This is a genomic window from Brevibacterium spongiae (assembly GCF_026168515.1).
In the GTDB taxonomy this organism is placed as follows: domain Bacteria; phylum Actinomycetota; class Actinomycetes; order Actinomycetales; family Brevibacteriaceae; genus Brevibacterium; species Brevibacterium spongiae.
In genome coordinates, this window is the sequence record NZ_CP093443.1 from 1972842 (window position 1) to 1995835 (window position 22994).

Annotated in this window: 25 protein-coding genes and 3 tRNA genes; 15 read left to right on the forward strand and 13 right to left on the reverse strand. The window is 64.2% G+C overall.

Annotation, left to right across the window (positions count from 1 at the left end; all coding sequences use genetic code 11):
* The first annotated feature begins 83 nt into the window (after nucleotides 1–83).
* From L1F31_RS08925 to L1F31_RS08950, 6 genes are all read left to right on the forward strand, one after another.
* Nucleotides 84–1127: an LLM class flavin-dependent oxidoreductase gene (locus L1F31_RS08925; protein ID WP_265420282.1), complete on the forward strand. Its 1044-nt coding sequence runs from the start codon at nucleotides 84–86 to the stop codon at nucleotides 1125–1127.
* Between the two features lie 39 nt (nucleotides 1128–1166).
* Nucleotides 1167–1742, forward strand: coding sequence for a hypothetical protein (locus L1F31_RS08930; RefSeq protein ID WP_265420283.1), 576 nt, complete (start codon nucleotides 1167–1169; stop codon nucleotides 1740–1742).
* A 157-nt stretch (nucleotides 1743–1899) separates the two neighbouring features.
* Nucleotides 1900–2160 carry a hypothetical protein gene (locus tag L1F31_RS08935; RefSeq protein ID WP_265420284.1) on the forward strand — a complete coding sequence of 87 codons (261 nt, stop codon included), beginning with the start codon at nucleotides 1900–1902 and terminating at the stop codon, nucleotides 2158–2160.
* A 158-nt stretch (nucleotides 2161–2318) separates the two neighbouring features.
* Entirely contained in the window at nucleotides 2319–3740 is a 1422-nt protein-coding gene (locus L1F31_RS08940; protein WP_429860962.1) for an MFS transporter, read from the forward strand.
* Between the two features lie 136 nt (nucleotides 3741–3876).
* Nucleotides 3877–5148, forward strand: a complete 1272-nt coding sequence (locus L1F31_RS08945; protein ID WP_265420286.1) for an EAL domain-containing protein — start codon at nucleotides 3877–3879, stop codon at nucleotides 5146–5148.
* A 92-nt stretch (nucleotides 5149–5240) separates the two neighbouring features.
* A tRNA-Ile gene (locus L1F31_RS08950) sits at nucleotides 5241–5317 on the forward strand.
* 41 nt (nucleotides 5318–5358) lie between these two features.
* On the opposite strand, the gene L1F31_RS08955 is transcribed toward L1F31_RS08950, so the two are convergent.
* Together L1F31_RS08955 and L1F31_RS08960 are read right to left on the reverse strand one after the other, a co-directional pair.
* The gene (locus tag L1F31_RS08955; protein WP_265420287.1) at nucleotides 5359–5877 is read right to left on the reverse strand and encodes a hypothetical protein; all 519 of its coding nucleotides are present in this window, start codon (nucleotides 5875–5877) and stop codon (nucleotides 5359–5361) included.
* A gap of 88 nt (nucleotides 5878–5965) precedes the next feature.
* Complete coding sequence (locus L1F31_RS08960; protein WP_265420288.1) at nucleotides 5966–6412, reverse strand: hypothetical protein; 447 nt, start codon at nucleotides 6410–6412, stop codon at nucleotides 5966–5968.
* 257 nt (nucleotides 6413–6669) lie between these two features.
* On the opposite strand from L1F31_RS08960, the gene L1F31_RS08965 reads away from it, so the two are divergent.
* Complete coding sequence (locus tag L1F31_RS08965) at nucleotides 6670–7161, forward strand: DUF3145 domain-containing protein (protein ID WP_265420414.1); 492 nt, start codon at nucleotides 6670–6672, stop codon at nucleotides 7159–7161.
* 564 nt (nucleotides 7162–7725) lie between these two features.
* Here the strand turns inward: L1F31_RS08965 and L1F31_RS08970 are convergent.
* From L1F31_RS08970 to aceE, 6 genes are all read right to left on the reverse strand, one after another.
* Entirely contained in the window at nucleotides 7726–8970 is a 1245-nt protein-coding gene (locus L1F31_RS08970) for a beta-ketoacyl-[acyl-carrier-protein] synthase family protein (protein ID WP_265420289.1), read from the reverse strand.
* A gap of 67 nt (nucleotides 8971–9037) precedes the next feature.
* Nucleotides 9038–9289 carry an acyl carrier protein gene (locus tag L1F31_RS08975; protein WP_025776743.1) on the reverse strand — a complete coding sequence of 84 codons (252 nt, stop codon included), beginning with the start codon at nucleotides 9287–9289 and terminating at the stop codon, nucleotides 9038–9040.
* A gap of 119 nt (nucleotides 9290–9408) precedes the next feature.
* Nucleotides 9409–10410: a beta-ketoacyl-ACP synthase III gene (locus L1F31_RS08980; RefSeq protein ID WP_265420290.1), complete on the reverse strand. Its 1002-nt coding sequence runs from the start codon at nucleotides 10408–10410 to the stop codon at nucleotides 9409–9411.
* Nucleotides 10411–10427: 17 nt separating this feature from the next.
* Complete coding sequence (locus tag L1F31_RS08985) at nucleotides 10428–11333, reverse strand: ACP S-malonyltransferase (RefSeq protein WP_265420291.1); 906 nt, start codon at nucleotides 11331–11333, stop codon at nucleotides 10428–10430.
* A 54-nt stretch (nucleotides 11334–11387) separates the two neighbouring features.
* On the reverse strand, nucleotides 11388–12587 hold the full coding sequence (locus tag L1F31_RS08990; protein ID WP_265420292.1) for a PucR family transcriptional regulator: 1200 nt from the start codon (nucleotides 12585–12587) through the stop codon (nucleotides 11388–11390).
* Between the two features lie 149 nt (nucleotides 12588–12736).
* Complete coding sequence (gene aceE / locus L1F31_RS08995) at nucleotides 12737–15499, reverse strand: pyruvate dehydrogenase (acetyl-transferring), homodimeric type (RefSeq protein ID WP_265420293.1); 2763 nt, start codon at nucleotides 15497–15499, stop codon at nucleotides 12737–12739.
* A 262-nt stretch (nucleotides 15500–15761) separates the two neighbouring features.
* On the opposite strand from aceE, the gene L1F31_RS09000 reads away from it, so the two are divergent.
* From L1F31_RS09000 to L1F31_RS09010, 3 genes are all read left to right on the forward strand, one after another.
* On the forward strand, nucleotides 15762–16205 hold the full coding sequence (locus L1F31_RS09000) for a DUF3052 domain-containing protein (RefSeq protein ID WP_265420294.1): 444 nt from the start codon (nucleotides 15762–15764) through the stop codon (nucleotides 16203–16205).
* Complete coding sequence (locus L1F31_RS09005; protein WP_265420295.1) at nucleotides 16202–16669, forward strand: redoxin domain-containing protein; 468 nt, start codon at nucleotides 16202–16204, stop codon at nucleotides 16667–16669. The genes L1F31_RS09000 and L1F31_RS09005 overlap by 4 nt, the downstream gene beginning before the upstream one ends.
* Nucleotides 16670–16731: 62 nt before the next feature.
* The gene (locus L1F31_RS09010; RefSeq protein ID WP_265420296.1) at nucleotides 16732–17136 is read left to right on the forward strand and encodes an HIT family protein; all 405 of its coding nucleotides are present in this window, start codon (nucleotides 16732–16734) and stop codon (nucleotides 17134–17136) included.
* A 12-nt stretch (nucleotides 17137–17148) separates the two neighbouring features.
* On the opposite strand, the gene L1F31_RS09015 is transcribed toward L1F31_RS09010, so the two are convergent.
* Nucleotides 17149–17910 (reverse strand): MerR family transcriptional regulator, encoded by a 762-nt coding sequence (locus L1F31_RS09015; RefSeq protein ID WP_265420297.1) that lies wholly within the window; start codon nucleotides 17908–17910, stop codon nucleotides 17149–17151.
* A gap of 53 nt (nucleotides 17911–17963) precedes the next feature.
* Nucleotides 17964–19232 carry a trans-sulfuration enzyme family protein gene (locus L1F31_RS09020; protein ID WP_265420298.1) on the reverse strand — a complete coding sequence of 423 codons (1269 nt, stop codon included), beginning with the start codon at nucleotides 19230–19232 and terminating at the stop codon, nucleotides 17964–17966.
* 109 nt (nucleotides 19233–19341) lie between these two features.
* On the opposite strand from L1F31_RS09020, the gene L1F31_RS09025 reads away from it, so the two are divergent.
* Nucleotides 19342–19818 (forward strand): Lrp/AsnC family transcriptional regulator, encoded by a 477-nt coding sequence (locus tag L1F31_RS09025; RefSeq protein WP_265420299.1) that lies wholly within the window; start codon nucleotides 19342–19344, stop codon nucleotides 19816–19818.
* A gap of 69 nt (nucleotides 19819–19887) precedes the next feature.
* Nucleotides 19888–20316 (forward strand): DUF1801 domain-containing protein, encoded by a 429-nt coding sequence (locus tag L1F31_RS09030; RefSeq protein ID WP_265420300.1) that lies wholly within the window; start codon nucleotides 19888–19890, stop codon nucleotides 20314–20316.
* A gap of 53 nt (nucleotides 20317–20369) precedes the next feature.
* Here L1F31_RS09030 and L1F31_RS09035 read toward each other — a convergent pair whose 3' ends face one another.
* Nucleotides 20370–20960 (reverse strand): DUF2249 domain-containing protein, encoded by a 591-nt coding sequence (locus L1F31_RS09035; protein ID WP_265420301.1) that lies wholly within the window; start codon nucleotides 20958–20960, stop codon nucleotides 20370–20372.
* A gap of 48 nt (nucleotides 20961–21008) precedes the next feature.
* On the opposite strand from L1F31_RS09035, the gene L1F31_RS09040 reads away from it, so the two are divergent.
* Both L1F31_RS09040 and L1F31_RS09045 read left to right on the forward strand, forming a co-directional pair.
* On the forward strand, nucleotides 21009–21674 hold the full coding sequence (locus tag L1F31_RS09040; RefSeq protein ID WP_265420302.1) for a helix-turn-helix transcriptional regulator: 666 nt from the start codon (nucleotides 21009–21011) through the stop codon (nucleotides 21672–21674).
* 95 nt (nucleotides 21675–21769) lie between these two features.
* On the forward strand, nucleotides 21770–22111 hold the full coding sequence (locus tag L1F31_RS09045; RefSeq protein ID WP_265420303.1) for a cupin domain-containing protein: 342 nt from the start codon (nucleotides 21770–21772) through the stop codon (nucleotides 22109–22111).
* 37 nt (nucleotides 22112–22148) lie between these two features.
* Here L1F31_RS09045 and L1F31_RS09050 read toward each other — a convergent pair.
* A tRNA-Val gene (locus tag L1F31_RS09050) sits at nucleotides 22149–22222 on the reverse strand.
* A 113-nt stretch (nucleotides 22223–22335) separates the two neighbouring features.
* Nucleotides 22336–22797, reverse strand: a complete 462-nt coding sequence (locus tag L1F31_RS09055; RefSeq protein ID WP_429860954.1) for a TetR family transcriptional regulator — start codon at nucleotides 22795–22797, stop codon at nucleotides 22336–22338.
* A 118-nt stretch (nucleotides 22798–22915) separates the two neighbouring features.
* Here L1F31_RS09055 and L1F31_RS09060 point away from each other — a divergent pair.
* Nucleotides 22916–22992, forward strand: a tRNA-Pro gene (locus L1F31_RS09060).
* Nucleotides 22993–22994: the final 2 nt, after the last annotated feature.

The window sequence follows — 22994 nt, forward strand, 5'->3', positions numbered from 1 at the left end:
GACGGGGCCTTCGTCATCCCCGGAACGGGTGCACCCGGACATCGCCACGGGAATACCCGCACCAGGGGACAGGTTCTTCAACCATGAAGTCTTTCGGATTCTTGAGTTTCGGTCACTATGAGACCGAAGGCGCACTTGACGCCGGGCAGATGCTCCACGACGCGGTCGAGATCGCGAACGGTGCGGACGAACTCGGCGTCAACGGCGCCTACTTCCGCGTCCATCATTTCGCCGCTCAATCGGCTTCACCGATGCCGCTGCTGTCAGCGATCGCGGCCCGCACAGAACGCATCGAAGTCGGCACCGGAGTGATCGACATGCGGTATGAGAATCCGCTCTACCTCGCCGAGGAGGCCGCCGCCCTCGATCTTCTATCCGACCACCGGTTGGCGCTGGGCATCAGCCGCGGTTCACCCGAACCCGCGCTGCGCGGTTGGGAGTCCTTCGGCTACGAGGACCTGAGCGAACCCAAGGCCGCAACCATGGCCCGGGAGAAGTTCGACCGGTTCCTCCGTGCCGTCAGAGGCGAACGCCTGGCCCCGGCAGATCCCGCGCAGTTCGGTCCCGGGGCGCGTCTGCGAGTCGAACCCCATTCGCCAGGGCTCGAACGACGCATCTGGTGGGGAGCCGGATCCGGTGCCACAGCAGAATGGGCGGCTCAGCAAGGTGTCAACCTCATGAGTTCGACCCTGCTCACCGAGGCGACCGGAGCCTCCTTCGGAGACCTGCAAGCCGAGCAGATCGAACGCTACCGTGCCGCTTGGCGCGAAGCCGGTCACGACTGGACACCGCGGGTATCAGTGAGCCGCAGCATCTTCCCGATCACAACGGACCTCGATGACCTCTATTTCGGGCGGAGAGGTCGTGGTCAGGGCGACCAGATCGGCATCATCGACGACACCCGCTCGACCTTCGGCAAGACCTATGCGGGCGAACCCGATCGCCTCGTCGAAGAGCTCCGCGCGGATGCGGCGATAGCGGCCGCCGACACCCTCATGCTCACCATCCCCAGCCAGCTCGGCGTCGACTACAACCTGCACATCCTCGAATCGTTCGCCGAACACGTCGCACCGAGCCTGGGCTGGAATCCCAATACCCACGGGCCCGTCAAGGGATACGCGATCTGAGCCCTGTGGCAGTGCTAATGGCGGTGCTACTCTTTGGGCATGGTGGTGCGCCGTTTGGAGAGCCTTGGCCTGATCATCGGGCCCTTGCTGTTTGCGCTGTCACCGCTCTTTTGGGTTGACGGTCACTATGGTGTGACCGGTGGTCTCCTCATCGCCATGGCATCCGTGCCGTGGGTGTACGGACTCATCGGGGAGTACCGCACCCTCCGCCCCCGGCTTCCGCTCTTGTCAGGGCTCTGGATGCTGCTGGTGCTGATAGGCATGTTCGGCACCGTCGCGTTCGGGCTGCAAGGGGTGTTCGAGAGTGTCCTCGGAGCCACCGAGTCCTCCTCGCTGGCTGCTTTTGAGAGTTATCCACTCTCGGTGACCATTGTCTTGATTTTGGCGGGTCCGGTCTTTCCTGCCGCTCTTCTGAGTCTGGGCGCGATGCATTGGTGGACCGGTCTCACACCGCGTTGGAGCGCAGTGCTGTTGGTGCTCGCGGCAGCCGCGTTCCCAGTCGCACGGGTCACCCGCTCGGTCCCTGTTGCATTCATCGCTGATCTCGTCATGCTCGCGGCGTTCTGCGCGGTCGCCTGGTTCGCGTGGAATCGCAGGAATGAGATTGCCGCATAGTCTCCCGCAGCCACGGCCGCCTGTGCCATATGTGAATCCGCTGAGCAAAAATCCGGAACGGGCAAGATCCCTTGAACCGGACTCGTCGTTGTGAAACGTTCGTTGATGTCCGATGTCGAACTGATGCAGAGACACAGAAAGAGTAGGAAGGCAGATCATGTCGACTCTCAAGAAGGCACTCACCACCGGAGCCGCGGCGCTGGGACTGTCCGCGGGAATGCTTGTCGTGGCCGCACCGGCCCAGGCTGACACACACGGAGAGTGGTTCAACAACCGGACGACTTGCGAACGGGCTACCGATGCCCGTGCCGCCCACTACCGCGCCTCCGGCTACACGGTCAGCGTGCAGACGTACTGCAAGGGCGAGCAGTACATCGGGTACATGCCCCAGTACTATTCCGAGATCTCCTACAACTGACCTCGGGGAACACGTCCCGAACACGTCGCACCCGCTCCCGGGCAGATACCTGGAGGCAAATGCTGCAGAACCGCATCGGGCCGCCATCGGCATACGTATGATGAGACCAAGGAGAAACGATGCATAGATGAGGGGATTGCGTGAGCGAGAGCACGAAGATGACGCAGACGCAGAAGCGCATCCTCATCATCGGCCTTGTTCCCCTCTTCATGTCACTGCTGTCGGTCTCGAGCATCAACGTCGTCCTCCCCTCGATCTCCTCGGACATCCACGCCTCCACCTCGGCACTGCAGTGGGTGCTTACCGGGTACGCTCTGTCTTTCGGAGTCGTCCTCGTCGCCGCAGGACGGGCCGGTGACGTCTTCGGGCGCGGCCAGCTGTTCATGATCGGGGTGGGTCTCTTCGGACTCTCCTCACTGGTCTCCGGCATCGCGCCGGACCCGCTGACGCTCAATATCGCCCGTGTGTTCATGGGCTTGGGGTCCGGATTGCTCAACCCGCAGGTCGTCGGTCTCCTCCAGCAGTACTTCCAAGGCCCACCGCGGGGTCGAGCCTTCGGATTGATGGGCACCACAGTCGGGCTGTCCGTCGCGATCGGACCAGTGCTCGGCGGGGCGTTCATCGCTCTCTTCGGAAGCGACCTCGGCTGGCGTGCGACCTTCCTCGTCAACGTTCCCTTCGCGATCGCCTCTCTGATCCTCGCCCGAGCCTGGCTGCCGACCGGCGCCTGGCGACCGGCCGTCATCGAAGGCGCCACTAACGAGAAGAACAACAGAGACCTCGACCCCATCGGAGTCGTTCTGCTCGGTCTCGGAGTGCTCCTCGTCCTCCTGCCCTTCGTGGAATCTTCGGTCGGCTGGTTCATCTGGTTCGCCCTCCCGTTGGGACTGGCCGCGATCTGGGCATGGACCAGATGGGAACGCCGCTATGCTCGTCTGGGACGCCCGCCGATGGTCGACCTCGATCTCTTCCGCATCCGCAGCTTCAGCAACGGCTCGATCATCATCACCCTCTACTTCCTCGGCGTGACCAGCGTCTGGGTCTTAGTAGCGATGTACATGCAGCAGGGATTGGGCCACTCGGCTCTGGCCGCGGGAATGATCGGACTGCCCGCAGCGCTCCTGTCGGCCATCTCCGCCGATGTGTCCGGTCGTTTTGTCTTTCAGATCGGCCGCCGCCTCGTTGTGTGGGGGATCGTCACCTGTTTGGTCGGTCTCGTTGCCACCATCGGCGTCGTCGTGCTGCTCTCGCAGGGGATCGGCAGCGAATGGTGGATGCTGCTCACATTGGCATTCATCGGCACGGCCCAGGGCATGGTCATCAGTCCCAACCAGACCCTGACGCTGCAGGAAGTTCCGCTGAAGTATGCCGGGTCCTCCGGCGGTGTGCTCCAGACGGGGCAGCGGATCGGCACCTCGATGGGCCTGGCGATCATGACCGCTCTCGCGTTCTCGATCACCGCGGTGAGCAACTGGCATATGGGGATGGTCGGGGCCTTCGCAGCGATCGCCGTGATCGTCGTCCTCGCCGGCATCGTCGGACTCGTCGAGGTTCGCCGAGGCGGCCGCCGCCGCAGGTGAATCACCGCCGTTGAGCATTCCGCCAGGTCGTCACGGACCTCAGCTGTCAGCGCAATAATGTTACAGATTTTAGACAATCCGCTGTGTCCGAATGTGGAAGACTGTGAACGCACATCAGCCCACGGAAGGATGAATAGTGGTCGAGGCTGTACCCGAAGACGACCTGGCGCTCGAGGATCTCGTTCGCTCGGGTGGGATCGAAACGTATTTCGCACCGGTCGTCGATGCCCTCACCTTCCATCGGGTCGGTCATCAGATTCTCCAAGCGCCCGTCGGTGATCCGGAGCTGGGTCGTGCCGAGTCGGACAGCTTGAGATCGGCGATGCGTGCTTCGTCGATGATCGGTGACATCGATGCCTCACTGCGCGATACCGCACTGCGGACTGCCGAGGGCACAGGTCTGCCGAAGTCGAATCGACTGTTCCTCCACGCCGAGGCCGAGTCCTTCGCCACTCTCGAGGACCGCACCGGCGAGCCGGACCGCTCCGTGATCCTCCAGCTCGACGCCAATCGCGTCGCGAACTCTCCCGCCTCGGTGCTGCGCTCGGTGCGCTCAGCCCGGTCTCTCGGCTGGGGAGTGGGCATGTCGTCGGTCGGTGCCGATCTGCGCAGTGCGTCTTTCGTACCCCTCGTCAACCCCTCGGTCGTCGGCCTGCATCCGGACGTGCTGCGCATCGACTCCGACTCCCATCTGGCTGAGCTCAACCGCCTCCTCCATGCTCATATCGAACGCACCGGTGCGGTCATCCTCGCCGATGGAGTCGAGTCCGAAGACGACCTCGACCGGGTGCGTGCACTCGGTGCCCGTTTCATGTCCGGTCCCTACTTCGGTGAGGCGACACAGGAGCCGCATCCGTTCTCGGAGCCGAACGAGGACGCGCTGGTCTCGCACTATTCGCGCAACCTTCCCGCACTGGGAACTCCCTACTCGATCTCTCAGGGTCTGCGACGTGAACCGCTGGTGATGAACCGTGAAATGCTCATCGCCCAGATCGCCGCGCTCGAAGAACGTGCTCTGGCGTCGGGCACAGCGACGATCACTCTGGGGGTCTTCGGCGAGGACGAGACGTTCTCCGAACCGACGCGTGACCGCTATGAGAAGATCCGCGACACCGTCGGCCTGACCGCGATGTTCTCCGGCGGGTTCGACGGACCGCCCATCCCGGGTGTGCGCACAGGACTCGTCGACGCGTCGGACCCGATGCGCAATGAGCACGGCGTCGTCGTGGTCGGACCCGACTGGTCGGGCATGGTCGCTGCGTCGAAACGGAACGACCCCGGCAGCGACGGGCAGACCGAATACGACGTCTACATCACCACCGACCGGTACACCTGCGTCGACGCCGCCCGCAGCGTCCTCACTCGGGTTGCTCCGCTCAACGGCGCTGCGGCAGCGCAGCGAGCCTGATCGCCGCCTCGGACGGGCGGCCGACTCCGGGCGATGGCGGTGTCTCAGAAATGGGACGAGGCCCACCGGTGGTGCTAATCTTGTCTCGGCTGGCCCCCGTAGCTCAGCTGGTCAGAGCAGGGAACTCATAATTCCTTGGTCGTCGGTTCAAGTCCGACCGGGGGCACCAGATGACGCGCACGGCCCTGAGCGGCGTGCGGCTGAGGACTGTCAGGCCTCGTTCTGCGGATGATCGGACCGCGGGCTGAGTTCGAAGGTTGCTCCCGACAACGGTGCATACGCCGTGATCGTCCCGTCAGATTCGGCAAGGATTTCGGCCATTCTCATATCTTCGGCCATGCGCTCTTGTCGAAGGCGCCTGAACGCAGCCTCGGCGGTCGGGTTCTCGGAAGGAGACGTCGCCCTCAGGGTGACCTGGCCGTACCGGTCCTCGATCGAATCGCACGTGATGACGAACCGCGGGCCCACCTCGGCGGACACACGCTCTGCAAGTCTGAGACCTTCCTCCTCATGTGCGACCCCTGCCGCCCGCGACACGAACTCGAAATCATCGGTTCGGGACTCGTAAAAGGACTTCTCCCAACGCTCGAGGTCCGAGACGAGCGCGGCAGTCAGACCTGTGTCGCAGTAGTCGACCGGCCCATCGAACCACAGCACGGTATCCGCATAGTCGGGGAACATGCGGATGGTGTCGTACTGTGCGTCCGGATCAGTGAACTCATCGGTCATCCCCACAGCGTAGCCAAAACAGATCGGCGACGTTGGGCGCTGGTTCAAGTCTGGCCGGGGGCACTCCAGCCGAACGGCCGCTGATCAGTCAGGCCTTCTGCTGCGAAGCCCTTCGACGTCGGGTTCTGCTCTTCACTTCACGCACGATCATTTCACCGCTGATGAACAGCGCGACGAGAGGCGTGAACAGCAGAATCAGCGCGGGAACGCTCATAAGTACTCGGGGAAGAATTTCGTACTCCATGTAGCCGAACCGGTTGAAGATCATGTCGTTGACGACGGACGCAGCGATTCCCGTGATGAGCAGCACGAGGTACGTGTGGCCGAGGAATCGACCGAGTTTCTTCCGCGGGGATAAGAGCACGACCATGAACGTGATCACCGGTGCCAGCATTGCGTCAGACACGTCATTCACGTTGTGCAGGGTGAAGAATGTGTTCGCTTCGAGGTGACCTGCCAATGAGAACGAGTAGTAAATTGCTCCGGCGAGCAGAACCAGAACGGCAACAGCGAGGTTCATCGCGGGTCGGGTCATATCAAAACTGTTTTCTGCCGACCCCGCATTGTTCATGACTGTCTTGTGTCTCCGTTCCTGCTCCCATGCCCCATCGACTCTACATGTCGTCCGGTGGGCCTTCAGTCTCGGACGTTCCTCACGCGGCTCCGACGGACACCCGATGCCACCAGCATCTTTGGTGCTTGGCTGCAGGTGAGATATCGACTATCATGTGGTCAGCACCTCCTTTCGGATCGTAGGGGAAGACGTATCCGAGGTAGGAGGCAGAAATGGATATGACACAGGGCGTACTCTTCGTCCACTCAGCACCTCGTGCGCTGTGCCCTCACATCGAATGGGCCGCGGGCGGGGCTATCGGCGCACAGGCACGCTTCGACTGGACACCCCAGCCGGCAGCACCCGGGCTTGTGCGCGCAGAAGTCTGCTGGCGCGCGCCTGCAGGCTCCGGAGCACGCATCGCTTCGGCTCTGCGCGGCTGGGACTCACTCCGCTATGAAGTCACCGAAGAGCCCTCAGCGGGTGTCGACGGCGGCCGGTGGAGCCACACCCCGGACCTCGGAATCTACCACGCCGTGACAGATACCGCAGGCAACATCCTCGTCCCCGAAGACCGCATCCGATCCGTCATGGAACGCGCTGCCGGGGACCCCGCGAAGTTCTCCTCGGAGATGGCCGTCGCACTCGGCGAAGCCTGGGACGAGGAACTCGACGCCTTCCGCCACGCCGGCGAGGGCGCCCCGGTCCGCTGGCTGACCAAGGTCGGCTGATTCGCTTCCGGACCGTCAGCAGTGTCGCGTCGGTCCGGCGGCTCGCTCACGCTTGAAGGGCACACCCTTCCTACCTCGGGTGTGTCCTTTGGCGTGCGCACCAGTGCTCAGAATCGGTCGCTGAAAACGTGCCGCGGAGGCATCTCACGTTGGCGAGCACACGTCCCGCCCACGTTCACGAGCACACGCCCCGCCCACGGTGACGAGCACACGCCCCGCCCTTGCGTTCCTCGCTGCCAAAACCATTGTGGCTCTGTCGGCTCTGAATTCATCACGTTCTTCCGTGTGCTGTTCAGAGGAAGGTGAGCTGATTCGTCGGACAGTTCCGGCACAAGTCGGACAGCTCCGGTACAACGGCGTCGTCGTGGTCGCGCCTGAGCCGAACTGTGGCAATGAAGCCCCGTACACCGAAAAGGCCCACTTGAAGCTGAGCGTCCAGTTTCAACCTGGGGTGCTCAGCCGCAAGCGGGCCGAAATGCTTCTCGGTGCCGGTGCCGGTGCCGGTGCCGGTGCCGAACGTCGACGGCTCAACCCTCGAGGAGCCGTGCCGAAGACGCTGCGGACTCAGACGGAGCGGAACGCGACGACGGCGTTGTGACCGCCGAAGCCGAACGAGTTCGTGATCGCTGCGATATCGCCCGACGGAAGCTCAGCAGGAGTATCGCGCACGATGTTGATGCCAACGACCTTCGGATCGACCTCGTCGATGTTGATGGTCGGGGGAGCGGTGCGGGTCTGCAGCGCCTTGACCGTGAGGATCGCCTCAACGGCACCCGTTCCACCGAGGAGGTGCCCGGTCATCGACTTCGTGGCCGACACCAGGGCATCGGAGACGTTGTCGCCGAGGAGTTCGCTGATGGCCAGCGACTCCGGGATGTCACCGACCGGCGTCGAGGTGGCGTGGGCATTGACGTGCTTGATATCAGAGGCGGTCAGCCCGCCGGCATCGAGTGCCTGCTGCATCGCAGCCAGCGCGTGCTTGCCCTCGGGCTCTCCACCGGTGATGTGGTAAGCGTCATTCGAGATGCCCCAGCTGGCCACCTCGGCGTAGATCTTCGCCCCGCGCGCCTTCGCATGCTCCTCGGTCTCGAGGATGAGCGCACCCGATCCCTCGCCCATGACGAAGCCGTCACGGTCGACGTCATAGGGACGCGAAGCGGTCTCGGGGGAGTCTGTGCGACGCGACAGCGCCTGCATCGAATTGAACGCGGCGAGGGTGATGGGGTGGATCGCAGCTTCCGAACCGCCGGCGATGATGACGTCAGCACGGCCCGAGGCCAGCACATCGTAGGCGTGGCCGAGGCTCTCGGTCGATGAGGCACAGGCCGAGACGAGGGTCTGCACACCTGCGCGTGCCTTGAACTCCATGCCGATCGCCGCGGCCGGACCATTGGGCATGAGCATGGGAACCGTGAGAGGCATGACCCGGCGGGGGCCTTCCTCCTGGAGGGTGTCCCAGGCATCGAGCAGAGTCCAGACGCCGCCGATTCCGGTGGCCCAGGAGACGGCGGTGCGCTCCGGGTCGGTCTCCTCGAGGCCGGCGTCGGCCATGGCTTCACGAGCGGAGATGAGGGCGAACTGGCTCGAGGGGTCGAGGCGCTTGGCCTGAACCCGCTTGAGATTGTCGGGCACGACCTGTGGGTCGACTTGTGCGGCGAAGTCCACGGCGAGGCCGTACTTCTCTGACCAATCGTTGTCCATCGTGTGGACGCCGGACGTGCCGGCGAGAATGGCTTCCCAAGTGGCATCGACAGTCGCGCCCAAGGGGGTTACCGCACCGATTCCGGTGACGACAACTTTAGATGTCATGGTACAAACCTCGTCGATAGTGTGGACACGGCCCGTCGGTGGACGGGCCGTGTTCGGCTGCTGTGGGTCAGGCTTCCTGAGCCTTGTTGATGTAGTCGACAGCGTCCTGAACGGTGACGAGGTCCTTGACGTCGTCATCGGGGATCTTGACGCCGAACTTCTTTTCGGCGTTGACGACGATGGTCATCATCGAGATCGAGTCGATGTCGAGGTCGTCGGTGAACGACTTGTCGGCTTCGACTGCTTCGACAGCCAGGCCGGTCTCTTCGTTGACGATCTCTGCGAGCCCAGCGAGGACTTCAGCTTCGGTGAATGCCATTTCTTTCCTACTTTCTGATTTCGGCCGAGGGTTTGTCGACCGTGTGAGGAACTTTTCGACGAGTGTCCCGCCGAATATCTTAGGACATTCACGGAGTGTTTTCCGTGAATGGGTGTGTCTCAGGGCAGGCGGACGACCTGCGCACCATAGACGAGGCCTGCTCCGAAGCCCATCTGCAGCGCGAGCCCCCCGCTGAGTTCGGGCTGTTCGCGCAGGAGACGTTCGGTGGCGAGCGGAATCGACGCCGCCGAGGTGTTTCCGTTGTCGGCGATGTCACGGGCGATGACGACGGACTCCGGCAGCTTGAGCTGTTTGGCGAGTTCGTCGATGATGCGCATGTTCGCCTGGTGGGGGATGAACGCGGCGAGGTCCTCGGCTTCGATCCCGGAGGCGGCCAGGGCCTCCTTGGCCACCTCGGCGCCGTCCCAGACTGCCCAGCGGAACACTGTGGGTCCGTCCTGACGCAGCGTCGGGAACGGCAGGTCGCGGTCGTCGCGGATGTCGTAGAGCGAATCGGTCATCCGGATGGTCGACCAGTTCTCGCCCTTCGAACCCCACACGGTCTTCGAGATGCCCGGCTCATCGGCCGAGGAGACCACTACCGCGCCGGCACCGTCACCGAGGATGAACGAGATCGACCGATCCTCGGGATCGATGACCTCGGAGAGCTTCTCGGCGCCGATGACCAGAACGTTGTCCATGGTTCCGGCACGCACCAGGGCATCGGCCTGGGAGATTCCGTAGCAGTACCCCGCACAGGCGGCGCTGATGTCCCAAGCAGGCACCGGGCCCGTACCCAGTCGAGCGGTGAGTGCCGCCGCCGCGGACGGGGTGAAGTACTCGAAGGTGACGGTGGAGATGATGATTCCGCCGATGTCTTCGGGCTTGAGCCCCGACGAGGCGATGGCCTCGAGAGCGGCTTCCTCGCACATGTCGAGCACGCCGACGTCCTTGCTGGCCCGGCGCCGGGTGATGATGCCCGTGCGCTGACGGATCCACTCGTCCGAGGAGTTGATCGGACCGGCGATATCGTCATTGGTGACGAGGTTCTCCGCACGGTAGGCGCCGATCCCGGCGATGCGGGAGAAGGTGCCGAGTTCGGCTGTTTTGAGTGTAGGCATGGGTCTTCCTTCGATTCTCAGGCGTGGGCTGCCGCGAACTCACGCGCGCCGTCGAGGTCGGCGGCTGATTTGATGGCGAATGTCTCTACGCCCTTCATGGCACGTCGGGCGATCCCGGCGAGTGTGCCGCCGGGGACGAGTTCGATCATTCCGGTGACGCCGGAGTTCAGCAGGGTCTCCTGGCACAGATCCCACCGCACCGGGTTCGTGACCTGCTTGACGAGACGGTCGACGTATTCACGGCCGTCCGCGACTGCGCTTCCATCGGAATTGCTGAGGATGCGCACCTGCGGGTCCGAGACGTCCATCGCCGAGGCGGTGCTGGCGAGGTCCTCCGTCGCCGCAGCCATGAAATCGGTGTGGAAAGCGCCGGCGACCGGCAGGGCGATGACGCGTGCGCGCTCCGGCGGGTTGTCCGCCAGCGCCTGCAGAGAGTCGAGGGAGCCGGCGGCGACGGTCTGGCCGCCGCCGTTGACATTGGCAGGGCTTGCGCCGGCGGCCTCGATGGCGGCGAGCACGTCTTCGGGCTGTCCGCCGACGACGGCGGACATGCCTGTCGGAGTCGCGGCTGCGGCGGCGGCCATGCCGTTGGCACGCACCGAGACGAAGCGCATGGCATCGGCGGGGGTGAAGATTCCAGCGATCTGTGCGGCTGCGATCTCACCGACCGAGTGTCCGGCGACGACGGCGGGTGTGACACCGAGTTCGGCGGCACAGGCGATCGCCGAGGCGACGAGCAGCGGCTGAGCCAGCGACGTGTCCTTGATCGTCTCGTCGTCGGATTCGGTGCCGTGCTGACGCAGATCGATCCCCGAGGCGGCCTGGAGTTCGTCGATCTGTGCTGAGAAGGCATCGAGTTCGAGGAAGGATGACAGGAAGCCGGATTTCTGGGCACCCTGGCCCGGGCAGGTGATTGCTAGCACTCAGTTCTCTTTTCGTTGGGTTCCAGAGTCAATCTAATCGACTTCAGGCTGAAATCAATGAGATTTGTCGCTGTTCGACAATACGCCGTCATCTGACAGTCGCCCATAGACCAATGCGATGTGGATGACGAAGGCATCGCGAGACGTCGTCGGGTCGAGCCCGATGGCATCGGTGATCTTGCGCAGGCGATAGCGGACGGTGTTCGGATGCACCGACAGGGCTTTGGCCGTCGCTTCGAGCGACGAACCGAATTCGACATAGGCGCTGACGGTCTTCAGCAGCTGCCCCGTGCCCGAGGTCAGAGGCGCATAGTAGCGGTCGACGAGCTCGGTCAATGCCGCCTTGTCACCGGACAGCGCTCTTTCGGGCAGCAGATCGTTCGCCTTGACCGGGCGCGGTGAATCAGGGCGTGCGGTGGCGGCCTTGAGCGCCCGGATCGCAGCCTTCGCGGAGGTGGCTGCCTCGGCGAGGGCCGGGACGGTCGGACCGACGATGACCTCGGACGGTCCGAAGCAGTCGGAGAGGTCCTCGACGGCGTCATCGACCTCGGTGACACCGCCGAGGACGATGAGCAGGCGATTGTCGTGTATGCCGACGAGGGCGTCGTCGGCCCATCTGCTGGCTTTGCGGCGGATCCCGTCGAGGCCCTTCTTCGCCGAACGCTGTGGGGCGCGACCGACGATGACGCAGACGGGACCCTCGGACTGCCAGCCGAAGGCCGCGGTGCGGCTGGCGAGCTCATCGACGGAGTCTCCACGGACCAGCGCGTCGATGACCATCGCCTCGAGCCGGGCGTCCCAGCTGCCGCGGGCCTCGGCAGCGCGGGCATAGACATCGGCGGCGGCGAACGCGACCTCACGCGAATAGACGAGCACAGCTTCGCGCAGGGCCGGCTGTTCGACGGGTCGGGCAATGTCCGGAACACGCTCCTCGACGACCTGGACGACGATCTTGAGCAGCTGCAGGGTCTGCTGCAGGCTGATGGCGCGCACGAGATCGCGGGGAGCGGTCTTGAACAGGTCGGAGACCACACGCAGGTTCTTATCGGGCTTGCGGTACCAGTCGACGAATGAGGAGATGCCCGATTGGGCGAGCAGGCCGACCCACGAACGGTCGGAGGACGACATCGCCCGATACCAGGGCAGCTGAGTCTCGAGCCTCTGCAGAGTCACCGACGACAGGACGCCGACTCCCGCACGCAGGCGACGAGCGGTTTCGGCGCGACGGCGCAGGGACTCAGCATCAGACATCATGGATATGACTTTAGATGATTGCTCTGAAGTTCGTTGTCAACGACATACAAACAGTTGGAATTGAAGACAAATATGGCCGGAGTCTTGGAGACTCCGGCCATATCGGCACTCAGTGCCGCCGCAGCAGTGGCGGAAGTGATCTCAGCTGATCAGGCTCCTGCACCCTCGGTTGAGCCCGAGCTTCCCGCCCGGACATCGTCGAGCTGGTACTTCTTCGCCGCCTCGGCGGCCTTCTCCGGTCCGATCTTGCCGGTGTCGGCCAGCGAGATGAGCGCCTGCGTGACGACGGACGGACCGTCGACGAGGTAGTACCGGCGCGCCGCGGGGCGAGTGTCCGAGATCGCGTAGCCGTCGGTGCCCAGCGACGTGAAGTGGGTCGGCACGTACTGGCGGATCTGGTCGGGCACTGCACGCATGTAGTCCGAGGTGGCGATGACCGGGCCTTCGGTCTCGGCCATCTTCTCGGTCACATACGGCACACGCGGTTCGGCATCGGGGTTCTTCAGCCGGTCGTTCTCGGCGTCGAGCCCATCACGGCGCAGCTCGGTCCACGACGTCACCGACCACACGTCGGCGGACACGCCCCAGTCCTTCTCCAGCAGCTCCTGGGCCTCGAGGATCCACGGCACACCGACGCCGGACGCCATCAGCTGGACCTTCGGTCCGCCGGTGTCGGCGCCCTTCTTGAGCAGGTAGAGACCCTTGAGCACGCCGTCGACGTCGAGGTCCTCCGGTTCGGCCGGCTGGACCATCGGCTCGTTGTACATGGTGATGTAGTAGAGCACGTTGGGGTCGCGCTCATCGGCGGGATCGTACATCCGATGGATGCCGTCCTTGACGATGTGGGCGATCTCGTAGCTGAAGGCCGGATCGTAGGACACGACCGAAGGATAGGTCGAAGCGAGCAGATGCGAATGACCGTCACCGTGCTGGAGGCCCTCGGCCACCAGAGTGGTGCGTCCCGCAGTGGCGCCGAGGACGAATCCGCGGGCCATCTGATCGCCTGCGGCCCAGAAGAAGTCACCGGTGCGCTGGAATCCGAACATCGAGTAGAAGATGTAGAACGGAATCATCGGCTCACCGTGCGTGGCGTACGAGGTGCCCGCAGCGGTCAGGGCCGCAGTCGCGCCGGCCTCGTTGATGCCCACGTGGAGCAGCTGACCGTCTGTGGATTCCTTGTAGGCGAGGAACAGATCACGGTCGACCGAGATGTAGTTCTGACCGTGCGGGTTGTAGATCTTCGCCGTCGGGAAGAACGAGTCCATCCCGAACGTACGGGCCTCATCGGGGATGATCGGCACGATGCGGTGACCGAAGTCCTTCTCCCGCATGAGGTCCTTGAGTACGCGCACAAAGCCCATCGTGGTCGCGATCTGCTGCTTGCCCGAACCGCGACGTCCGGCCTCGAAGGCCTTCTCGGAAGGCATCTTGAGGTCGATGTGGGTGCCGCGACGCTCGGGGGAGTAGCCGCCGAGCTCGGCACGCCGTTCCTGCATGTACTTGATCTCGGGGGCGTCGACTCCCGGGTGGTAGTACGGCGGGAGCTTCGGGTTCTCTTCGAGCTCCTTGTCCGAGATCGGGATCTGGAAGTGATCGCGAGCGAGTTTGAGATCCTCGACGGTCATCTTCTTCATCTGGTGGGTCGCGTTGCGAGCCTCGAAGTGAGGTCCGAGCGAGTAGCCCTTGACGGTCTTGACGAGGATGACCGTCGGCTGACCGGTGTGGGCCAGCGCCGCCTTGTAGGCCGCATAGACCTTGCGGTAGTCGTGGCCGCCGCGCTTGAGGTTCCAGATCTGATCGTCGCTGTAGTTCTCGACCATCGCCTTCGTCCGCGGATCGCGGCCGAAGAAGTTGTCGCGCACGAATCCGCCGGACTCGCCCTTGTAGGTCTGGTAGTCGCCGTCCGGGGTGGCATTCATGAGGTTGACGAGCGCACCGTCACGGTCCTTGGCCAGCAGAGCGTCCCATTCGCGTCCCCAGACGACCTTGATGACGTTCCAGCCGGCACCGCGGAAGTAGGACTCGAGTTCCTGCATGATCTTGCCGTTGCCGCGGACGGGGCCGTCGAGGCGCTGCAGGTTGCAGTTGATGACGAAGTTGAGGTTGTCGAGTTCCTCGAAGGCGGCGACATGGAGCATGCCGCGGCTCTCGGGCTCATCGAGCTCACCATCGCCGAGGAAGGCCCAGGTCTGCTGCTGGGAGGTGTCCTTGATCCCGCGGTTGTGCAGATACTTGTCGAACTGAGCCTGCGCGATCGCGTTCATCGGCCCCAGGCCCATCGACACCGTGGGGTGTTCCCAGAAGTCCGGCAGCTGGTGCGGGTGCGGGTAGGACGGCAGACCCTGCGGCTTGCCGTCGATGAAGTGCGACTGCTGCTGACGGAACCCGTCGAGCTGGTCGGCGCTCATCCGCCCTTCGAGGTAGGCGCGGGCATACATGCCGGGGGAGGCGTGACCCTGATAGAAGATGTGGTCGCCGCCGCCGGGGTGGTCCTTGCCGCGGAAGAAGTGGTTGAGGCCGACTTCGTAGAGTGTGGCCGAAGAGGCATAGGTGGAGATGTGTCCGCCGACCTCCACTCCGGGGCGCTGCGCTCGGTGCACGAGCATGGCGGCGTTCCAGCGGTTCCAGCGTCGATAACGGCGCTCGACTTCCTCATCACCGGGGAACCACGGTTCGTTCTCGGGTCCGATGGTGTTGACGTAGTCGGTGGCCGTGAGGCTGGGAACACCGATCTGCTTCTGGCGCGAGCGCTCGAGCATGCGCAGCATGATGTAGCGAGCCCGTGTCCGACCGCTCTCATCGATGAGGCCGTCGAGGGAGGCCAGCCATTCCTCGGTCTCCTCCGGGTCGATGTCGGGCACCTGGCTGGGCAGGCCATTGAGAATGGGCCCGCCCTGATTCCGATTGTCCACGATGTGGTCCTCTCTTCAGCTCCACGATCTTCATTGGTGTAGAGATCATGTCCATCAGATGGAGTGTGGTCCGCAGGATGTCTGAGCCCAGGGTCCACCCGATACACAAGTCAGCCTAGTACGGGCAGGCAAACTTCGCTGAGCCGATCAATTGTGATCTCCCTGACGCATTGTGGTGCTTCGGTGTCGTTTGGCTTCGCCTGCGGCGCGCTGACGCGGGCTCTATTTGCGCCTTTGGCACAGTTGACGGAACAATACAGGCATGAGCAACTCCGCTTCTGAAAGGACATCCTCCTCTTCGACCCTCGCAAACGAGCTGGGACACAACCTCGGCTTCAGCAAGGGCGACTATGTGCAAGAGATCGGCTATGACGACGATGTCGACCAGGCACTCTGCGAGGCGATCGAAAGCATCATCGGAGACAAGATCGCCGACGGCGAAGAGGATGATGTCTATGACGTGATCCTCATGTGGTGGCGATCGGACGACGATGATCTCATCGACGGCCTCGTCGACGCCCAGGCCACGTTGAAGGAGGGCGGGGTCGTGTGGCTCCTGAGCCCGAAGGCGAACCGTCCGGGTCACATCAGCCCTGCCGACATCTCCGAGGCGGCTCCCACCGCCGGAATGCACGTGACCTCGACGGTCAGCGCAGCGGAGGACTGGGCCGGTTTCCGGCTCGTGGGCAAAAAGAACTTCACATGATCCCCAGGCCCGGTGACCGGGCCCCGGATCTCACCCTTCCCGATCAGTTCGGATCGGTATTCACCCTCACCGAGGCGGCCCGTCCTCGAGCAGTGGTGCTCGCCTTCGTCCCGTTCGCGTTCTCTCCGATCTGCGGCGATGAGCTCGCTGACCTCGATGGTTGGCAGCGGCGGATGCGCGAGAGCGAATTAGCCGTCGATGTCGCAGTGGTGTCGGTCGATTCGAAATACACTCTGGCCGCCTGGGGTCGGCATTCCGGCACCGACGTGGCTCTGCTGTCGGATTTCTGGCCGCACGGTGCCGCCGCTCGTGCCTTCGGCGTATTCGACACGATCCACGGCGTCGCCGAGCGGGGCACCTTCGTGATCAGCGCGACAGGTACGATCGTCAGTGGCAGGCAGGTTGCACGCACCGAGACCCGCGACTTCAGCGCGGAGTTCGCCGCGGCCACCTCCAGCCTCTGATATTTGAGACACCTTCCGCGGCGGCGATCGAGGCTCCGCGGTCACTGCAAGGAGGACTCCACATGGCCACGCTGTTCACGAAGATCATCAATGGCGAGATTCCCGGCACCTTCGTCCATCAGGACGAGACGTGCGTCGCCTTCCTCGACGTCGCTCCGATGACCGAGGGCCACGTCATGGTCGTTCCGCGTGAGGAGATCTCGCACTGGATCGATGCCGACCAGGAGCTGCTGAACCACCTCATGACCGTGGCGAAGCGGATCGGCGAAGCGCAGAAGAAGGCTTTCGATTGCGAGCGCATCGGCATGCTCATCGTGGGCTACGAAGTGCCCCATCTGCACATCCATGTCCTGCCCACGACCTCGATGGACGACTTCGACATCTCCGACCGTGCTCCCATGCAGACGCCGGAGCAGCTGGAGGTGCCTGCCGAAAGGATTCGACAGGCACTCTCCGAACTGTCCTGAGGAAGACCCCCCTCAGACCTGGTGGGTCTCGAGGTAGCGGTAGAGTGAATCCCTGACCAGCTCCGCTCCGGCGGTCCCTCCGTAGTTCGCGCCGAAACGTTGGTCGTCGACATACATCTGGCCGAGACCGCGCACGTAGCCGGCGAGATCTCCGTCAGGATCGTGGGCCGGGGTGCCCGGAACCGCGGTCAGCCATTCGATATGGCGGCGGGCGAGTTCCTGGCAGCGGTCCGATTCCGGTCGTGCCCCCGCCTCAGCGGCGGCGATCCAATCCTGTGAGAGCTCGGTGACCAGGGACTTCCACTCCTGCTTCTCCTCAGCGCTCCTGCCCGACCACCATTCGTCGGAACGTCGATACGCCTCGGCGCCCCAGCGCTCGGTCACCTCTTCTTCGTATTCCCGATGGTCGAAGCCATCGAACATCTCTTCCGCCATGAGCGGTTCACCTGCTTTCAGTCGTGTGATGGTCGCGGTGACGGAGGCGATCTGCCGCTCGATGCGATCCCGCTCGCGTCCGAGCGAGACCGCATGGCGTCCCAACGCCGCGATCGGATCCTCGGCGCGATCGAGCACCTCGGCGATCGTGGTCAGCGACAGTCCCAGCTCCTTGAGCAGCAGGATGCGCTGGAGGCGCACCATAGCCGCTTCGTCGTAGCAGCGATAGCCGTTGGCGGCGATGTACGTCGGCGGCAGCAGGCCGATCGCGTCGTAATGACGCAGCGTCCTGCTCGTCGTTCCCGTCAGCCGTGCTGTTTCCTGAATGGACCAGTCCATGACTGAGAGCCTAGAGGTTGACGCAGCGTCAAGGTCAACATCGGGCAATCACGTCAGAGCGGAGGTGCCACATCTACCGCCGAGGCGGTCCAACTGTGCCCGCCCCGGGACCTGCCGAAGGGCATCAGAGGCAGGCGGCGCCGTGGTCGTCTCAGGCGACGGAACGAATCGGTGAACAGGTCGCCGGCGAGGTCATCGACGTGTTCGAGACCGACCGAAAGCCGCACCAGTCCGTCTCCGGGCTTCGCTGCGGCCGCGACCGGACGGTGGGTGAGGGAGGCCGGATGCTGGATCAGGGTATCGGCACCGCCGAGCGAGACGGCATGGACGATGAGGTCGCAGTGTTCGACGAAGGTGCGAGCGGCCTCGAACCCTCCGGCGAATTCGATGGCGATCATCGCGCCGGCGCCGTCCATCTGGCGCCCCAGGAGTCCGCGGGGGTCTCCTCCGGCGAGGCCGGGGTAGTGGACACGGGAGATCTCCGGACGCGACTGCAGGCGGCGGGCGAGTTCACCTGCTGTGTCCTGGGCGGCGCGCATCCGGACCGACAGCGTGCGCAGGCCGCGGTGGAGGAGGTAGGCGCCCATCGGGTGCAGCAGGGCCCCGGTGATCGCCCGGACCTGCCGCAGGCGGGTGGCCCATTCGCTGTCGGTGGCGATGATTCCGCCCATCGCGTCGCCGTGGCCGCCGAGGTATTTCGTGGCGCTGTGGAGGACGAGGGCGGCGCCGTGGTCGATGGGCCGCTGCAGCACCGGGGTGCAGAAGGTGTTGTCGACGAGTACGGGAACCTCACCTGCGGCGGTGACGACGGCGTCGAGGTCGACGAGTTCGAGGCTCGGATTGGCCGGGGTCTCGACGATGACGAACCCGGTGTCCTTGCGGATGGCGCCGGCGATCTCGTCTTCTGCGGCCCAGGTCACCGTTGTCCCGAGCAGTCCCGATTCGAGGATGTGATCGGTGCCGCCGTAGAGAGGTCGGACGGCGACGATGTGCGGAGTGCCGGCCTTGACTGCAGCGAGGAGGGCGGCGGTGAGCGCGGCCATGCCCGTGGCGAAGGCGACAGCTTCCTCGGCGTTCTCAAGATCGGCCAAGGCAGTTTCGAAGCGCGCCACTCCGGGTTGCCAGAGCCGCTGGTAGACGACGGAGTCCTCCTCGCCCGGCCGGTTGCCGGAGGCGAGGTTCTCGTACGAATCCCCTCCTGTCCGGATGTCGTTGACCGGGTTGGTGGTGGACATATCGATGGCCGGAACATGGACGCCGGCCTCCGCGAGGCCTTCCATTCCGCCATGGACCATTCGGGTCTCGGGGTGCATTGAGGTCATAGACGCATTCAATACGGTTCTCCTATGGCAGGCAAGGATCCCTCAAGAGTCTGTGACGAAACGCAGTCTGAATGGAGGCTGTGCAGGAACGTCTGCCAGAATGTGACTTATGTCGCAGAACGTCTCACTCGATGCCACAGATCACCGCATCCTGCATGCTCTCAACGCCGATGCGCGGGCTTCCGGAGCGGCATTGGCGGCCGCGGTCGGCGTCTCGGAGTCGACCGTTTCGCTGCGACTCAAGCGTTTGAAGTCGCTCGGGGTTATCCGAGGGTTTCGGCTCGACGTCGATCCCAGTGCCCTCGGCGTCGGCCTGCAGGCTCTCGTCTCGATCCGGCTGGCCAAGCACGACCGGGCGGAGATCGACGCATTCACGGCCGCGGCACCGAAGTTCCCCGGGGTGGTGCGGATGTACCACATGGCGGGCGCAGACGACTATCTGCTCCACATCGTCGCGGCCGACACCGAGGCTGTCCAGTCCTTCGTGCTCGACTATCTCACCCGCTATCCGGCGGTGGCGCATACGCGTACGAATCTCATCTACCGGGTGGAAGACGGTGCGGCTTGGATGCCCGAGACCCTCTGACCCTGCCGGCGCGGGGAGTCCTGCACGTGACGTCTCCGAATGGCCGCATGCACTGACATACTGGGTGGCATGGCAGAGAACAAGACACAGCCGACCGACGCCGATGTCTCCGCGTACCTGGCGGCGGTGACCCCGGACAAGCGACGCGAAGACGGCATCGCCCTCGACGCGATCTTCCGCGACGTCACCGGTGAGCAGCCGGTGATGTGGGGGCCGTCGATCGTCGGCTACGGCAGATACCACTACCGTTCGCCGGTCAATCCCCGCAATCACGGCGAATGGCCGGCAACCGGGTTCTCCCCGCGTAAGACGCAGCTGTCGCTGTACGGACTCAAAGATCTGCCAGAGGGCGCCCAGCTGCTGCCTCAGCTGGGCAGATTCACCGAGGGCGCCGGGTGCGTCTACGTCCGGCGCCTGGAGCACATCGACGAGGATGTGCTGCGTCGGCTCATCGCGATCGCCGCGGCACGCCCCGACGATCCGATGCCGGGGAACTGATCAGACGCTGGCTGCATCCTCCGTTCCGGCCGGAACCGCGGCCCGCCGGAAATTCAGGGGCGGGCGGAGATCGTCAGACCCTGTTTGCGCTGGTGGACGGAGAAGTACTTCAGCCCCGCCTCGGCGTCGGCGATGAACCGGCGGAGGGACAGACGAGGCAGCCACACGATCTGACCGGGGGACAGAGCGATCGTGCCGGTCTCGGTCTCGAGCGTTCCGGCGCCGTCGAGGACATGGATGAGGACATCGAGGTTCGGTCCGACGTGCTCGCGGATCTCCCCGCCCGGGGCGAGCGCAATGACATTCGCGTCGAGGTCACGCTGCTTGGTCGGCAGCTGCCAGACGGAACCTGACTCGGACTCGGCTCCGGCCACCTCGGCGATATCGAGGACGACGCGCGGGGTCGGAGTCGACGCCTGCCTGACGATGCGCACGCGGACTTCTTCCCCGTTGTCTTCCAAGGGCTCCCAGCCCACGGCATCGGCGAATTCCCGAACCATCTCGACGCGCAGGCCCTCAGGGACATGATCATTGACGAGGATCAGACCGGTCCCGACCTCGAGCTTTCGGTACGCCTCGATGATGAGCGGATGGCGTTCGGGCTTGGGGATATCACGAACATCGATGACAGTCTCTTCGGACACAAGCACTCCTCTGAATTGTTCCAAGTCGTTCTTGGATAAACTATCATCATGGACACTCGACCGAAGCCACGCAGCGATTCGCCCACACGCCCGGCGTCGACCTCCGCCGGAGGACGACGACGATCGGACATCCTCCGACTTCTGCGCGAGAGGACGAGCGCCACGGCCGTCGAGCTCGCCGAGGGGCTGGACGTGCACCCGAACACCGTCCGATTTCATCTCGGGATCCTCGAACGCGACGGGGAAGTCCTCCGTGAGGCACAGTCTGCCGGGACGCCGGGCAGACCCGAGGTCCGATATTTCGCCCCGCCGGCGTCGGAACCAGGACCCCGGCGCGCCGATCTGCTCGCCGAAATCCTCCTCGCCCGCATAGCCTCGTCAGCGAACCCAGCGGCAGAGGCCGTGGACGCGGGATATCAGTGGGGGACAGGCGAGGCCGCGCGAGCTCAGCGCCGTGGCAGCTCTGCTGTCGACGGGCTCATCGATGCACTGCGCGAATCCGGGTTCGGCCCGACGCTTGAGGACAGGACGCAGATCGATCTGCACAACTGCCCTCTGCGCGAGTTCCTCAGCGCTCATGGGAGGCTGGTGTGTGCGGTCCACAGTGGAATGATGACCGGTTTCCTCGACGGCGCAGGGTCGTCCCAGACAGTCGATTCGCTCGAGGCCTTCGCCACTCCCACCAGCTGCCGAGCCCGACTGCGCCGACGCTGATCCCGGCTGCGCCGCCACTGATCCTGGCTGCGCCGCTGCTGCTCACGAGCTGCCCTGACGGTCGCTCTCATCCACAAGAAAGGTCACGAAACACCATGACGAAGAAGCCCGAGGCACAGAACCTCGCCGAGCTCAGCCGCGAACTTCTGGGCAGGGCCCGCGGCGTGCGCAGCGGTCGCTCCGCGCAGAGCATCTTCACCGGCACCTACCTGCGACAGGTCCTGCTGACGTTGACCGCCGGGTCCGAACTCGCCGACCACGACTCCCCGCCGGAGGCGACGCTGCAGGTGGTGGAGGGGAAAGTTCGGATGTCGACAGCCGAGGAATCCTGGGAGCTGAGCGTCGGCGATCACATCGAGATTCCGCCGCAGCGTCATTCAGTGACCGCGCTCGACGATGCTGCCTTCATCCTCACGATCAGACTCGATATCAGCTGATCGAGCCGGAGGATGTGCAGAAGAGAGAGTTGGAAGGTGGGCCCAGAGGGACTCGAACCCCCGACCCTCTCGGTGTAAACGAGATGCTCTAGCCAACTGAGCTATAGGCCCCACTGCGTCATCGGAAACTCCGAGCGCCTGATCAGTATGCCACACCCGCGGAGGAGCGACGAATCGACGGCGCCGCCGGCTGAGCCCGAGCGGCGCCCGTCACCGGGGGCTGGCTATGACCTGGGGCGGGAGCGCTGAAGAATCAGCGCGACATTGGCCGCGAAATTCTCCGCCACGCCCGCCGGTTCGACGCCGAACAGCGCTCGGCTCTGTTCGACGGCGACCGCGCCCAACGTCAGCGTCAGCACGCCCTGGGAGACTTCCGCTCCCAGTCGCTCGGCACTCAGCGCCTGCGGGCAGACATCCTCGGCGGCGATCGAATACCCGAGCAGGACGATCTCCGCGCCGTCCCGATACTTCAGCAGGACCTCGCGCATGGACAGAGCCGCCGCCAGGGGATCGGCGGTGACGGGGCAGCGTGCGTCGACCTCCGCTTTGAGGCTCTTCGAGATGAGCACGAGCAGCGACTGCTTGTCCTTGACATGCCAGTACAGAGCGGAGGGCTGAACCTCGAGTTCACGGGCGAGCCTGCGCATCGAGAGGTCACCGAGACCGTAGCGCGAAAGGATGTCCAAAGCGGTGTGTGTGATGCTTTCGGCCGTCAGTGCCAATGAGACATACCTTTCATTCTGCGTCGGAGCCCCACTCCGATTTTTCAGATCGCGTTCCCCTCGCTATAGTAGTTCCTGGTCACGGGATATAGCGCAGCTTGGTAGCGCGCCTCGTTCGGGACGAGGAGGTCGTGGGTTCGAATCCCGCTATCCCGACCAGG